At 65.1% G+C, this 14,834-nt stretch carries 7 protein-coding genes; 4 read left to right on the plus strand and 3 right to left on the minus strand.

Annotation, left to right across the window (positions count from 1 at the left end):
* Positions 1-27 precede the first annotated feature (27 nt).
* The 4 genes from tilS to OTER_RS13855 all read left to right on the plus strand — a co-directional run bounded on the left by tilS (position 28) and on the right by OTER_RS13855 (position 6,681).
* Positions 28-1,089, plus strand: coding sequence for a tRNA lysidine(34) synthetase TilS (gene tilS, locus OTER_RS24215; protein ID WP_012375548.1), 1,062 nt, complete (start codon positions 28-30; stop codon positions 1,087-1,089).
* A gap of 48 nt (positions 1,090-1,137) precedes the next feature.
* Positions 1,138-3,153, plus strand: a complete 2,016-nt coding sequence (gene ftsH / locus OTER_RS13845) for an ATP-dependent zinc metalloprotease FtsH (RefSeq protein ID WP_012375549.1) — start codon at positions 1,138-1,140, stop codon at positions 3,151-3,153.
* A gap of 119 nt (positions 3,154-3,272) precedes the next feature.
* Positions 3,273-4,631: a UDP-glucose 6-dehydrogenase gene (locus OTER_RS13850; protein WP_012375550.1), complete on the plus strand. Its 1,359-nt coding sequence runs from the start codon at positions 3,273-3,275 to the stop codon at positions 4,629-4,631.
* A gap of 157 nt (positions 4,632-4,788) precedes the next feature.
* Positions 4,789-6,681, plus strand: a complete 1,893-nt coding sequence (locus OTER_RS13855; protein WP_012375551.1) for an SdrD B-like domain-containing protein — start codon at positions 4,789-4,791, stop codon at positions 6,679-6,681.
* Positions 6,682-7,030: 349 nt separating this feature from the next.
* On the opposite strand, the gene OTER_RS13860 is transcribed toward OTER_RS13855, so the two are convergent.
* The 3 genes from OTER_RS13860 to OTER_RS13870 all read right to left on the minus strand — a co-directional run bounded on the left by OTER_RS13860 (position 7,031) and on the right by OTER_RS13870 (position 14,789).
* Complete coding sequence (locus OTER_RS13860; RefSeq protein ID WP_158305438.1) at positions 7,031-12,715, minus strand: beta strand repeat-containing protein; 5,685 nt, start codon at positions 12,713-12,715, stop codon at positions 7,031-7,033.
* Positions 12,716-12,978: 263 nt separating this feature from the next.
* A complete protein-coding gene (alr, locus tag OTER_RS13865) occupies positions 12,979-14,127 on the minus strand; it encodes an alanine racemase (RefSeq protein ID WP_012375553.1) in 1,149 nt (382 codons plus the stop codon).
* A complete protein-coding gene (locus OTER_RS13870; RefSeq protein WP_148218118.1) occupies positions 14,124-14,789 on the minus strand; it encodes a peptidase M22 in 666 nt (221 codons plus the stop codon). Before OTER_RS13870 ends, alr begins: the two co-directional genes overlap by 4 nt.
* Between the last annotated feature and the right edge of the window lie 45 nt (positions 14,790-14,834).

The raw sequence follows: 14,834 nt of genomic DNA on the forward strand, positions 1-14,834 counted from the left end.
GTTGCTGCGCCGCTGCGCAGCGTGTGCATGGCCGCCCGCAAGCCGATCGACTGGCCGCAGTGTGCGGCGCGACTGGCGGCGATCGTGCCGCGCGAACGGTTGCATCCGGCGGTGCTGGCGCACGCGGCACAGCCGGGGAAGCGCGAGCCGTGGATGGTGGCGTTCTCCGGAGGCGCGGATTCGCTCGCGCTGTTGTTGCTGCTGTGGGCGCATTGGCCCGAGCATCGGCGGCGGCTGAGCGCGGCGCATTTCAATCACCGGCTGCGCGGCCGCGCGGCATTGCAGGACGAACGTTTTTGCGCGCGCGTCTGCGCCGCGTTGCACGTACCGCTGGCGGTCGATCACTGGGAGGATCGGCCCGCCAAACCCAGTGAGGCCGAAGCGAGGACGGCGCGGCATGCGTTCTTCGACCGGCAGCTTCGCAAGCGCCGGGCTCGCGTACTGTGGTTTGGCCATCAACAGGATGACATCGCGGAAACCCTGTTGATGCGGCTGGCCCGCGGCAGCGGCTTGGCCGGACTGGCGGCGCCCCGGCCGGTGCAGGCCATGCCGGCGGGGAAAGTGCATCTGCGGCCGTTACTCGGATTGAAGAAGGCCGAACTCGCCGCGGCGCTGCGCCGTTGCGGCGCGTCCTGGTGCGAGGACCAGACGAACGCCGGGGAGCATTACCTGCGGTCGCGGATTCGACAGCGCGTGCTGCCCGCCTGGCGCGCAGCCGTGGGCGAGCGCGATGCGCTCGCGGGAGCGGCGCTCTCGCGGGAGCTGATGGAGGAGGACGACACGGCGTTGCAGGCATGGCTCGCGCGGCTGGCCCCGCTGCGGGAGGACGGCAGCCTGAACCTGCGACGGCTGAGAGGCGTGCCAGTCGCGGTGGTGCGGCGGGCGCTGCACCAGTGGCTGCTCCAACATGAGCGGTCCACCGGTTTGTCGCGCCAGTGTTTCGCCAGCCTGCTCGCGGCGGTGCTGACGCGGCGGACGACACGTTTGAGCATTGGGACAGGTGTTTTTGCCGAAGTTGGGAGGGACCGTTTGCGGATCGTAAGCGGGGTGCGAAACAAACGCGGGCAATTCCAACGGCGCATCAATTGACTTCTCCCGGGGGAACATCCACTTTCGGGGCGTTATCCCACTTGATAAATGTCTGATCTCGACAACAAGAAGAAGCGTCGCCCACTGAAAAGCCTTCCACCGGACCGGTTTCAGCCGAAGGTGCTGATCTTTTTCCTGGTGCTTTTCCTGGCGGCGCTGGCGTTGCTGTTCCTCTCGCCGACCCGCTTGAGCTCACCGGCCTCGCTGAAAATCCAACGCGTGGTCGAACTCGCGGAGCAGGGGCAGATTGTCGAAGGCGTGATCCAGCCGGAAGCTTCCGGCGGTCGGGACTGGGTGGTGATCACCGGCAAGACCAAGGACGAGAGCCTGCAGAGCGAGCGCGGCCCGACGAATCAGTTCCGCGCGTCGGGTCGGTTGACGGATGCCAACATGGAGCGGCTGCAGAAGTCGCAGGCCTTCACCGAGCAGCCGGCGACGACGGTGCTTTCGCAGATTGCGGTCCAGGTAGTGCCGTTCCTCCTCATCATCGGGCTGCTGTATTTCCTGTTCGTGCGTCAGCTGCGGCAGGCGGGCAAAGGCGCGCTGAGCTTCGGCAAGAGCCGTGCCAAGCTGCTCACGCGCGATCGCGACAAGGTGACGTTCGCGGACGTGGCGGGCTGCGACGAAGCCAAGGAAGAGGTGAGCGAGGTCGTCGAGTTTCTGAAGGACCCGAAGAAGTTCACCAAGATGGGCGGCAAGATCCCGAAGGGCATCCTGATGGTCGGTCCTCCGGGCACGGGCAAAACGCTGCTGGCCAAGGCGGTCGCGGGCGAGGCCGATGTGCCATTCTTCTCCATTTCCGGTTCCGACTTCGTCGAAATGTTCGTCGGCGTCGGCGCGAGCCGGGTGCGGGACATGTTCGAGCAGGGCCGCAAGAGCGCCCCGTGCCTGATTTTCATCGACGAAATCGACGCGGTCGGCCGCCAGCGCGGCGCCGGACTCGGCGGCGGCAACGACGAACGCGAGCAGACGCTGAATTCGCTGCTCGTCGAAATGGACGGCTTCGACACGACGGAGGGCGTCATCATCATCGCCGCGACGAATCGTCCGGACGTGTTGGACAGCGCGCTGCTCCGGCCGGGTCGATTCGATCGGCAGATTTACGTGGACCTGCCGGACCTCGTGGGTCGCGAGCAGATCCTGCGCGTGCACGCGCGGAAGATCACCTTGTCCGAAAACGTCGACCTCGCCGTGATTGCGCGCGGCACGCCGGGCTTGTCCGGCGCCGAGTTGGCCAACCTGCTCAACGAGGCCGCGCTGCTGGCCGCGCGGCGCAATAAGAAGAAGGTCGAGATGATCGACGTCGACGACGCGCGCGAGAAGGTGCAGTTCGGGCGCGAGCGCCGCCGGGTCATGGACGACGAGGAGAAGAAGCTCACAGCCTATCACGAAGCCGGGCACGCGCTAGTGCAGGCGGTGCTGGATGACGGGCACATGCCGGTGCACAAGGTCACGATCATTCCCCGGGGCCAGAGCCTCGGCAGCACGATGTTCATCCCGAAGAAAGACGTACTGACCCACGCCATGAGGCGGATGCTGGGCCAGATCGCGATGGGGCTCGGCGGTCGCATTGCCGAGGAACTCGTGATGGGTGATATTTCCAGCGGCGCGGCCGGCGACATCAAGCAGGTCACCAAGATCGCCCGGCACATGGTGTGTGACTGGGGCATGAGCTCGCTGGGCATGATCGCGTACGGCGAAAGCCAAGATACCGTGTTCCTCGGTCGCGAGATCACGCGTAGCCAGACATATTCGGAAGAGACCGCGCGCAAGATCGACGCGGAGGTGTTCCGGATCGTCGACGAACAATACAAGCGCGCCCGCCAGCTCATCGAGGAGAAGCGTGACGTGCTCGACAAGATCGCCGCGGCGCTGCTGGAGCACGAGACGATCGAGGGCAAGCACGTGCTCGAACTGCTGCAGTTCGGCGAGATTCGTTCGCCGATCGTGCGCGAACCCGTGAAGCCCGAAGACCGGCCTTCGGGCAAAAAGGCCCCTGGCAAGTCGAGCGCCCCGGAAGGCTTGGCTCCGGGCGGAGCGGCTCCGGCACCCAATCCAGCATAGGGTTTTTCGAGTCAGAAAACGAAGGCGCGGCGAACTCCGCGCCTTTTTCGTGGTCGGTAGCCGGCCCTCGCAAAACCGCTTGGTAAAACCGAAGAAACGTCGTATTAGTCAATTACCACATGAAAATCTGCTGTATCGGAGCTGGCTACGTTGGTGGACCCACAATGGCGATGATCGCCTGCAAAGCTCCGGACATCGAGGTTCGGGTCGTGGACATGAACGCGGCGCGGATCGCCTCGTGGAATTCCGACGCGCTGCCCGTGTATGAACCCGGTCTCGACGACGTCGTGAAGGAGGCGCGCGGCCGGAATCTGTTTTTCTCCACGGACGTCCGGAGCGCCATCCAGGCTGCGGACATCGTTTTCGTGGCGGTCAACACGCCGACGAAAACCTACGGGGTCGGCTCGGGCCGCGCGGCTGATCTCCGTTTCATCGAATCCGTCGCGCGCACGATCGCGGAGGTGGCCACGACGCCGAAGATCATCGTTGAGAAATCGACGATCCCCGTGAAGACCGCGGAGACGATCAAGGACATCCTCGCGGCGAACGCGCGCGGCGTAAAGTTCGAGGTGCTGTCGAATCCCGAGTTTCTCGCCGAGGGCACCGCGGTGGAGGATCTCAAGCAACCCGACCGGGTGTTGATCGGAGGCGAGCGCACGCCCGGTGGCGAGGCGGCGGTGCAGACGCTCGCCGACGTGTATGCGCGCTGGGTGCCGCGCGACCGGATCATCACGACGAATCTCTGGTCATCGGAGCTTTCGAAGCTGGTCGCCAACGCATTCCTCGCGCAGCGGATCTCGTCCATCAACTCGATCTCGGCGCTCTGCGAAGCGACCGGCGCGGACGTCGACGAAGTCGCGCGCGCAATTGGCAAGGACTCGCGGATCGGGCCGAAATTTTTGAAGGCGTCGGTGGGCTTTGGTGGATCGTGTTTCCAGAAGGACATCCTGAACCTGGTGTATCTGTGCGACCATTTCGCACTGCCTGAGGTGTCGAGCTACTGGGAAAACGTGGTGAAGATGAACGACTGGCAGAAACGGCGGTTCGCGACGAAGATCGTTCGCGCGCTGTTCAATTCGGTCGCGGACAAAAAAATCGCGGTCCTCGGCTTCGCGTTCAAGAAGGACACCAACGACACCCGGGAATCGCCCGCCATTTCGGTGTGCCGCGATCTGCTCGCCGAGCAGGCACGTGTGGCGGTTTACGATCCGCAGGTCACCGAAGAAGATATCCGGCGCGAACTACTCGGACCCGACAAGCAGGACAGTCGATTGACGGTCGTGAAAAGCGCCTACGCGGCCGCGGAAGGAGCCCATGGGCTCGCCGTGCTCACCGAGTGGGACGAGTTCAAGACGCTGGATTTCAAGCGAATCTTCGAATCCATGGCGAAGCCCGCCTGTGTTTTTGATGGTCGGAATATCCTAAGTCTCGAAGCGCTTAAATCGCTAGGTTTTAGGGTCTACGGGGTCGGGAAGTAAGTCCCGGCCGAAGCGCGTCCACCTTCCGGCGGAAAGCGCAGCGCTCACTTGCTGAAGAGGAGCGGGGGGAGGGCGGCGGCGAAATCAGTGTTAGCGGGTACTTTCCCGCTGGACGCCTAGGGTTTTTATCCTATTTTTTACGCGTCCCAGCTTCACCATGAACTTGCCCCGTTTGTTGGCGTCGTGTCGGTTCGCGCGTTTCGCTTGGCCCCTCGTCATCGCGATCGCTTTTGTGGCAGTCCCGGTCCACGGACAGGACGATGATCCCGCCGGCACGCCGAGCTATGTCGTCTACACTCCTGACGAGGTGATGCCGGTGCAAGGGCCGGCGCCCCTGCAGTTCAGCTATCAGCTGACGATCACCTCACCGACCGGCATGCCGGCGAACACGAACGCGACGGTGACCGTCGTGGGTGAAGCGACACTCGCGCCGGCGGCGGTGCCGCTCGCAACGGCAAGCGGGTTCGTCACCTTCAGCGCGGCGACGCTCGAATTCAGCGGACCACAGCAGTCGAAGACCATCACAGTCCAGCTGCGGATTCCGAGCGGCACGGTGGAAGGGCAGTTCAGTTTTCACATCAGCACGACCGGCTGGCCGAGCGGGCACGCGATTCGGGACAACGGTACGGATGTGAACATGACGGTGACGTTGCCGTTGCCGGTGACGGCTCCGCTGGTGACGATCGAGAGCCCGGCTCCGAATGCCACGTACAACTATGTGGCGGGCGGAAGTCCGACCCTGGTGCCGGTCACGGTGAAAGCAGTGGCGGCGGCGAATACCACGGTACAGCAAGTCGCGGCGTGGGTGCGGGCGGTGAATGATGCTGGCGTCGAATTTTTGTCCGAAGCGCTGAACCTTTCGGTGTCAGGGACGGGAATGTCGCAGGCGACCGGAACGCTCAGCTACCCGGTGACGGAGCCTGGCACCTATACGATCTCGGCCACCGCCAAGGATAATCTCGATGGGGCCGCGACCGATTCGCTGGCCTTCATCGTCACCCGCACCGTGCCGCCGCCGACGGTGGTGATTTCCCAGCCGAACCAAACCAGCTTCGATTATCACCTCGGTGGGCCGGCGCTCTCCATTCCGTTCGCGTTCGAAGCACGGAGCCAATTCGGCGGGATCAAGAGCATTGCGGTGACGCTCGACGGCCAATCGGTGCCTTTTTCCGCGCCTGCGCTCGGCGCGCTCGTGGTGACTGGCACGGGCACGCTCACGATCGCTGCGGGCGGAGACTACGAACTGGTGGTCACGGCCAAGGATGACTATGGCACCGCGGTGGCGACAACGAGTTTTGTTGTCAATGCGATCTCGGACACGAACGAGCGGCCGGTTCGCGGCGTGGTGTTCTTCGACGTGAACGCCAACGGCGTGATGGACGGGGATGACTACGGCTTGCCCGGCATGAAAGTGCGGTTGGTAAACTTGTGGGGCCACACGGCCAAGACCACCACCAGTGCGGACGGCGAGTATGTGTTCAACGCGAAGCCTGGCGTCTACGTGGTGTGGGTCGATTGCGTGGACGGCTTTGCGCCCACGACCTTGATTGCGCATCCGGTCGTGGTCTACCAATCGGCCGTCGACGTGGCCGACACGGGGTTCAAGCTTAGCTTCCTGGATCTGATGGGCATGCGCGCCGAAGGGAAGTCGCATGGCTTCTGGAAAAACAACGTGGACAAGGCCATTTCCGGCAAGAAGGGCGCGCAGGTTCCCGCTGCGTCGGTGCGGGCCTACACCACGCAGCTCGGCGATCTCGCGCTCTCGCCCTTCGATGCGCTGACGATGCCGGCGGCATTAACCACACTCAGCTCCTCCAGCTCAAAACCGAAGGCGCTGCTGGCCAAGCAACTGCTCGCGGCCGAATACAACTACGCCAACGGTGCCTACATCGACGACAACGCGGCGCTCACGTATGCGTTCATTTACTGGGGCGAGCACGTGATGAAAAACGCGGACAGCCTGTCCCGCGTTTATGTGCTCTGGGCCAAGGATTGGTTCGATGCCTACAACAACAGTGAAGGCGGCCGGATCCGCGGCTCCCTGCTGTAGTTGCTGGTGAGTCGGTCCGGATTTGGGTGAGGCCGGATCCCGGTGGTCCGGCCTCACTGTTTGATTCGCTCCAGCGAGCGGTTACTCGGGGCGGGAGCAAGTCGGCCGACCAAGTGGTGGCGCGCATGTCCTCGTTGGGCTTCACGCGTTTCGTTCTCAAACCAGCCCGACGAGAGCATCGGGCTTTATCTTTCATTGAATGGATGCGGCCGTGGTGGCGCACTCCGCCCGACACTCGTCTTCGCCATCCAAGTGGAACCCGCCGTCCCGGGTGGGTTGTTACTCGCTCAGCGCCGCCGACGAGGCTCAGGTGGTCCTGCCGCCGCGGCCGGTGAGCCGGTTTGCGAGGTCAGACCCTGCGGTGTTCGCGACGGTAGCGACGGTAGATGAACACTCCCGCGCTCATCCCCAGCAGCAGCGCGCCGTAAAACGAGGGCTCTGGGACGGGCCGGATCTGGTGATCTTCGAAGCCAGGATAGTAGTTGGTCCACGCCGTGTTGCTGCCATCCGCCGAAAGCGGGTCACCTTCAAAGTGCACCTGGTTCTGCGGAGCTGAGCCGGTGGCGTTGAAGATCGCGCCGAGGCCGGCGCCGTTGTTCTGATGGAAGCTCGAGTTGGCGAACAGAAAGTCGACTTCGCTGCTCCAGTTGCGAACGGTCAGCGTGGCGCCTGCGGCGATGTAGATATTGGTCGCGTTCAGGACCGAGGCGGCGCCGGTGCCGAAATCGAGGATCGTGTCGGCGGTGATGTTGAGTGTGCCGACATTGATGGTGGAGGCATTGAGGAACAAAGTTCCGCCAGCGAGTTGGAGCGTGCCCAAGCTGAGGGACGAGGCGAGCGAGCCGCCCTGAAACTCGAGCGTACCATCGGTGAGCTTTACGGTGCCGGAGAAATCGAACAACCCGGTGTTCGCGGCGCTGGTGAAGGTGAACGTGCCCACGCCCAATTTTTCGAACAGCCCCGTCCCGGCCAATTGTCCGGAGAAACTATCGGCGCCAGCATGGTTGACCCGCAGCGTGGTGCCGCTGGCGAGGCTGACCAGCCCGGCGCCGGTCAGTTCGCCGATCTGGTTCGTGTTGCCGCTGCCCGAGAGCGCGAGCGTGGCGCCGCTGGCGACGCTGACGGCGTTTGTCTGCGCGCCTAGCGTGTTGTTCGCGACCAACGCGACGGTGCCGGCCTGAACGTCGAGACTGCCGGTGAACGTGTTGCTGCCGGAGAGCGAGAGCGTGCCGCTGTCCACTTTGGCGATACCAAGCGTGCCCGCGCCGCTGTTGCTGATTCCGCCGGTGATGATGGTATTGCCGGCGCCGCCCACGGTGAGCGTCTGGGTCGTCGCCGCGCCAGCCGTGCCGACGACCGAGCCGAAAACGGTCAGCGTGCTCCCGGCATCGGACTTGATCGCAGCGCTGTCGGCCAGCGTGACGCGGCCCGACCAGGAATTGCCGCCGGAGACGTTGTGCAGCGCGCCGAGCGAGTTGTAGCCCGCGCCGCTCAGCACGAGATATTCGTTCGGGAACGTGATGCTGCCCGAGTTGGGCTGCAGTTCCAGCGTAGCGCCGTTGCTGACGATCGTCTGCGCCGCTTCGGAGGTGCCGTTCGCGATCTGGCCAAGCGAGTAGTCATCGCGAATCCGCAGGATGCCATTGCGTATCTCAGTCGTGCCGCTGTAGCCGGTGGTATTGTCGGACGACAGGATCATCGTGCCGGCGCCGTCCTTGATGAACGAACCGCCATACAGGCTGGCGGAGAAATTCAGCGTGCTGCCACCCGCCACGTTGATCGTCCGCGCCGGCCCGCCGATATTGTTCAAGTGCAGCAGGCCGCTGATGGTCGATGTCGCGGCGGTCGCCACGTCGATGTCGGCGCCGGAAGTGACGCCGCCAAGCGAAAGGATGCCCTGGTTGGTGCCGACCGTGCTGACCGTGCCGCCGTTGAGCACGAGATGGCCAATCGTGTCCGCCTTGCCCCATGTTCCGAGATCGAGCGTGCCATCGGAATTGATGGTGACGTTCACCGTATCGGCGATTTGGTCGCTGTAACGAAGCTCGACCCGCGCCGTGGACGTGGTGGAACCGGTGCCGATGACGAGGTCGCCGCGCACGGCGGTGTTGATCGTGTCGATGAATCCGCTGCCCGTATCCAAACCGCCGGGCTCGACCTGGAGCCGCAGCACGCCGCGCTCGAGCGTGGTTTGGCCCGTGTAGAAATTCCTCAAGCCGGCGAATGTGTACCGCGTCGTGTCGTCACCGCCGCGCAGCGTGACCGAACCGGTATCGCCGCTGGTGGAGCCAATCATGCTGGCGATTGCGATGTTGCCGGTGCCGGAGAGCGTGAGGTCGTGATGGTTGAGGTCGAGATGAAGAGAAGTGTGCTGAAAAAGCCACGGCGCCAGATACAGGACATCGGCCGAGCCGGCGGCGCCGGCGTTGGTGATCAGCGTGTCGGATCCGAGGCTGATGTTGCCGGACCACGTATTGATGCCGCCGAGTGCGCGCAGCGCGCCGACACCGCCGTCGCCGGTGCCGTTCAAGGCGAGCGTCTGCAGCGTGGCGGCCGTGGTGCCGTATCCGCTGGTCGCGGAACTTTGCACCGCGAGCGTCGCGCCTGAGGCGACGCTGACCACGGTGGTCGGGCTAACCAGCCCGGAGTAGTTGCCCAAGGCTGTGAACCCGCCTTCGACCGTCGAGCCCGACGCGCGCAGCGTGCCCGCGTTGACCGTGACTCCGCCGGTGAAGCCGCTGTTGGTACCGGAGAGTGCGAGCGTGCCGGCGCCGGTCTTCACGAGGCTGCCGGAACCGGAAAGATTGCTCGAGACAGTGAGGTCGCTAGCGGCGTTGCTGGAGTTGGCGATGTCGAAGGTGCGACTCGAGCTGCCGAGCGCGAGGGTGCCGGCGCCGGCGATGGTGGCGCCTAGCGGGTTGTTGGTGGCATCGTAGCTCACGTTGCCCGCGAGCGTCAGCGTGCTGCCGCTGCCGAGGCTGACGGTGTTCGTTGAAGTGCTGGTCGCGCCGGCGCCGCCGAAGGTGAGCGACTGGATCGTCTGGCTGACCGAGTTGTTGGTGGCAAACGTGGCAGTCGTGCCGGCGGTGGTGGCGTTGACCACCACATTCGGCGTCGCGTAGGTACCGAGCGCGTTGGTGGCACCGACGGCGAACGTGCCGCGATTGACCACGACGTTGCCGCCGCTCCAGAGCGTGGCGGCGGCGTTGAGGGTCAAGGTGCCGGCGCCGACCTTGGTAAGCGTGCGGCCGGTGCCGTTGTCGGAGAGGCCGGACGTGAGCGTGATGTTGCCGACGCCGCCCATCGCGACGTCATTGGTGAGCAAGACCCCGCCCGCGTAAGAAACCGCCGTAGCGCTTGAGTTGGTGAGCGCACCGCTGGAGCTCACGCCGCTGCCCTGCAGGGATAGCGCCTCGGCGTTGGCGAGCGTATAGCCGTTCAAATCGAGCGCGCCACCGGCGTTGACCACGGTGCCGGCCGCGATCGTGCCGAGCGGACCGTTGCCCGCCGAGCCGGCGCTGCCGAGCTTGAGCGTGCCAAGATTGATGGTCGTGGAGCCGGTGTAGGAATTGTTGCCGGAAAGCGTGACGGCGCCGGGGCCGTTTTGCACGACCGTGCCGGAGCCGGAGATCGTGCCGGAATAAGTGAAGTCGTTGGAGCGGTTGAAGACCAGCGAGCCGTTGTTGACGATGCTGCTGCCGGCGAGCGAACCGGTTGTGCCGCCGGCGCCCAGTTGGAGCGTGCCCTGTAAGATGGTCGTCGCGCCGGTGTAGGTGTTCGTGCCAGTCAACGTGAAGGTGCCGGAGCCGGCCTTCGTCAGCGTGCCGGAGCCGGAGATGGTGCCGGCAAACGTCGAGGAATTGCTGGCGGCACCGACGGTGAGCGCACCGGACGTGCCGAGAGCGACGTTGCCGGTGCCGGCGAGCCGATCAATGGTCTCGGCGAAATTGTTCAGGTCGAGCAAACCGTCCCCGTTGATGGTGAACGACGTGGCGGAATCAGGGATCTGTTCGTTGGCGCCGAGCCGGAGGATCGCGCTGCTGGCGAGCCCGCTGCTGTTGCCCACGACGATCGCGCCATTGCCACCAACCGCGCCAGTGCCGGCGGTTTTCGAGAGGAGGACGGTGCCGTCGTCGACGAGGAGATTGTTGAAATAGTTGGCGCTGCTGCCGCTGAACGTGAGCGTGCCCGCGCCGGTCTTGGTGAATCCGCCGGCGCCGTTGGCGGCACCGCTCATCACGACGTTGCCGGCACCGCCGACCGTGACGGTGTTCGCGCCGATCTGGGGATTGCCGCTGAGCGTGAGCGTCCCGGCGTCCGCGATGATGCTGGTGTTGCCGTTGAACGTGAGCTGGCCTGCGAGCGTGTTGCTGCCAGAAATATTACGGAACGCGCCGGTGCCGGTGTCGCCCGTGCCGTCGACGCTGAAGCCGCCCTGGTTGACCGTGATGCCGCCTTGCAGTGCGAGCGTGGCGCCCGACGCGATGCTGTGGCCCCAGGTGCCGGAGGCGCCGAGCGCGCTGCTGTTGGCGAGAACGAGCGTGCCGGCGCTGACGGTCGTCGGCGCAGAATAGGTGTTCGCGCCCTGCAGCACGAGCGTGCCGCTGCCGGCTTTCACGATCCCGCTGTAGTAGGGCTCGGTGACCACGCCGGCGAAGGTCGTGGTGCCGGTGTTGGCGACCGTGAGGGTGCGCGTGCCACCGCCGAGATTGATGCTGCCGTTGAACGTCAGGTTTTGCGTGCCGCCGATGGTGAAATCGCCGCCGATCGTGAGATTGTTCGCCAGCGTGCGCGCGGCACCGGCGGCTTGAACGGTCGTGCCGCTGGCGATCGAGAGCGTGCCGGTGCCGGCGGCGGTGTTGCTGCCGAAAGCGAGCGTGCCGGAGGAAAGCGCCGTGCCCCCGGAATACGTGTTGGCGCCGGAGAGCGTCACGGTGCCCGTGCCCGTCTTCGTCAGCAATCCGCTGCCGCTGATCACACCGCTGAAGGTGAGACTCGACGTGCCGTCGGCGTTGAAACTGGTGGCCTTGCCGAGCGTGATGCCGCCGCTGAACGTGCCGGTGCCACTGGTCAGGTTGCTGCCCAGCGTGGTGGTGCCCGTGCCTTGGTTGGCCACTGTGATCGCTCGGCCCACCGTGACGCCCGAGGTGTTGAGGAGCAGGGCGGTGTTGCTCGTGCCGGTGGCAGCGGTGTTGAGTGTCACGGCCGAGGTCGCATTGCCCAGCGAGCCGGCGGCTCCGCTCGGGGCGTTGGCGTTCAGCAGCAGCTTGCCCTGCGCGATGGTGGTGGTCCCGGAATACGTGTTCGCGCCAGACAAAGTCAGCGTGCCGTTGCCCGTTTTGATCAGGTTGCCGGCGCCGTTGCCGCCGTTGCTGATCACGCCCGAAATCGTCGCCGAGCCCGAGCCGGCGATGGTCAGAGTGCGGCCCGTGTTGTTGTTCGAAAGCGCGACGGCGCCGATCGTGCGGCTGCCGGTGCCGGAGAGCGTGAGGGTGCGGTTGCCACCGCTCACGAGCAACGTGCCGCCGGAACTGCCGAGCGCGATCGCGCCCGGGCCGTCAAGCGTCAGATTGCGATTGAGGGTTACCGCGTTGAAGAGCAGGCCGCCGGTCGCGGCATTGAACGTCTGGTTGCTGGTGCCGACTGCTACGATGCTGGAGAACGTCTGCGTCTCCGCGTCGTTGTTCACCACGCCGGCATTCGTCAGAGTCAGCGTCGATCCACTGAACGTGAAAGCGTTGACTCCGGCGGCGGAGTTGAAGGTGACGCCCTGGACCGTGCGGGCTGCGCCGAGCGAAATCGAAAACTGGTTGTTGGCGAGGCTGGCGTCGAAGACGAGTGAATCGTTCGAACCGGGCGCCGTGTTGGGCGACCAATTGTTCGCGGTGGCCCACGCACCGGTGTTGGCGCCGCCGTCCCAGGTGATCGTGGCGGCTGGTAGGGAAAGGGCGGCAAAGGCGAATCCAAGTACGCTCAGACGAACGCCGCACGCGAGCACACCGCGCCGTTGCCGGGCGGAAAACGGGTTCGTCAACCGACGAAGAAGCGTGGTGTGTGGCTGGCTCACGTTGACCGCCGACAGGCAAGCGCGTGACCGGGGTAGGGTCAATGTGAAAAATAGGGTATCGACCCTACTTAAGTTTTAATCAACCCGGCCGACAGCTGCGGGCCCCCATGCGCGGAGGGAATAATCCTAACCTGCGTCGAATAAGGATCTAGCGAATGCCATGTCGCGGAGCCTTAAGCTCCCTGCGATCCGGGCAATATCCCGGAAGAGCGCGATCCATTCGCCGGCTGCTAGGTCCCGAGCACGGTCCGGTAAACGCGCGGCACGCGCTTCGTGATCGAACACAGGGTCTCCCAAGGGATGGTATCCGCCCAGGTGGAGAATTCGGCGATGGAGATCTCGGCTTGGTCCTGTCGTCCTACGATGACGGCCTCGTCGCCGCAGCGGACATCGCCGGCGTCGGTGATGTCGACGATCGTCTGGTCCATGGTCACGCGTCCGAGCACGGGGCAGCGCGTACCGCGGATGAGAACCTGCGCGCGATTGCTGACCGCGCGCGGGATGCCATCGCCATAGCCCGCGCAAAGGATCGCGATCCGGGTGGGCCGGCCGAGAGTGTAGGTACGGCCGTAGCTGATGGTGTATCCGGCTGGAAGCGACTTGACCAAACCGACGCGAGTGAGGAACGAGAACACCGGCTCGGTGTGAACCTCTGAAAGCAGCGAGTTCGGATGCGGCAGAATGCCGAACTGCAGGAGGCCGATGCGCACCGCGTTGAAGGGAGTCGCGCTGGACATGGTTTCGATGCCCGCGCTGTTGTCGGCGTGGACGAAAATCGAATCGAGCGGGATGCCCTGGCAGGCGGCGAGCGCGGCGAGAAAACGTCGCCGTTGCTCCGACGTGAATGCGGCTTCCTCCGGGGCGGCGAAATGAGTGAACACGCCGGCGAGGCGGAGGTGGGGCGCCCGTGCGAGGTGTTCGTACACCGATGCGGTCTGCTCGTGCCATACGCCGAGCCGGCCCATGCCGGTGTCGATTTTCAGGTGAACGGAAATGACGCGACCCGCGACGCGGCCCGCCGCCTCGAACCGATCCACTTCCTCGATACTCGAGACCGTGGCGGTCAGGTCGTATTCCGCCAGGTAGCGATCCTCTTCCGGCAGGAGTGGGCTGAGCAGCAGCACCGGCCAGCCGGGGCCGAGTTCGCGCACGGTCGCGGCCTCAGCGAGGGTGGCGACGGCGAAGAGATCCGCGCCGGCGTGCATGAGCCGCGCCGCGGTTTGCGGCAGGCCGTGGCCGTAGGCATCGGCTTTCACCACGGCCACGTAGCGCATGTGCGCCGGCAGCGAGGCGCGGATGAGGCGGAGGTTGCGTTCGAGTGCGGCCAGATCGATCTCGGCCCAGCACCGCAACGGCAGGCGGGAATTCGGCGGATTCATGGTGCGCGATGGATCTGGGGGGACCAGGTCGCGTAAGAAGGTTCTTCGTGCAGAAACGCGTCCGGTTCGTCGATCGCCCGGAAGATGTCCGCGTCGTGGGTGGCCGGCAGCAACTCTGCGAGCGAGTAGGGGATGCGTTCGAGATCCGCCGGTGCTGTGCTCCAGGTGCGAAATCCCTCCGGCATCGCGAGCCGCACAGGCAACTCTGCGGTCGGCACGCGCCGCAGCGGCGCGCCGATCGCGGCGCAGTGCCACGAGTCGCGCCGTGCATCCGCGATCACCGTGAGCGCGGGATCACGACGGGCGTGCGCCAGCAGCAACAGGCTGTGATAGGCGAACACCGGGCGCGACCGCAGCACGAGCCAGGCGCGCAGCATCATCGCCACGGTGCGCACGCCGAGGATCGAGCCCGGACCGTCGCAAAACACGAACGCACCGGCTGCCTCGGGCCGCGTCTGCAGTTGATCGAGGCACTCGAAGAGTCCAATGCCGGCTTCGGCGAACGACGCGGCCCAGTGGGCCGAGCCCGGTGCCAACCAGCCGACTTGGATGCGCGTCGACGCGGCATCCAACACGAGCAACGGCGCGTGGGCCGCGAGCAGTTGGTTCAAACTCGGCATGAACTGGAACGTCACGAAACGGCCGGCTTTTGCGCGGTGCAAGCGCGGAGAATCCGGCATTGACCGGCTCCGCGGCGCTCGTAGCGT

This window comes from Opitutus terrae PB90-1, assembly GCF_000019965.1.
In the GTDB taxonomy this organism is placed as follows: domain Bacteria; phylum Verrucomicrobiota; class Verrucomicrobiia; order Opitutales; family Opitutaceae; genus Opitutus; species Opitutus terrae.

Bases quoted from the DNA above. Each gene is read 5' to 3' on its own strand.
- OTER_RS13850 (WP_012375550.1), top strand. From the start codon at position 3,273: ATGAAAATCTGCTGTATCGGAGCTGGCTACGTTGGTGGACCCACAATG.
- alr (WP_012375553.1), bottom strand. From the start codon at position 14,127: ATGAATCCGCCGAATTCCCGCCTGCCGTTGCGGTGCTGGGCCGAGATC.
- OTER_RS13855 (WP_012375551.1), top strand. From the start codon at position 4,789: ATGAACTTGCCCCGTTTGTTGGCGTCGTGTCGGTTCGCGCGTTTCGCT.
- tilS (WP_012375548.1), top strand. From the start codon at position 28: ATGGCCGCCCGCAAGCCGATCGACTGGCCGCAGTGTGCGGCGCGACTG.
- ftsH (WP_012375549.1), top strand. From the start codon at position 1,138: ATGTCTGATCTCGACAACAAGAAGAAGCGTCGCCCACTGAAAAGCCTT.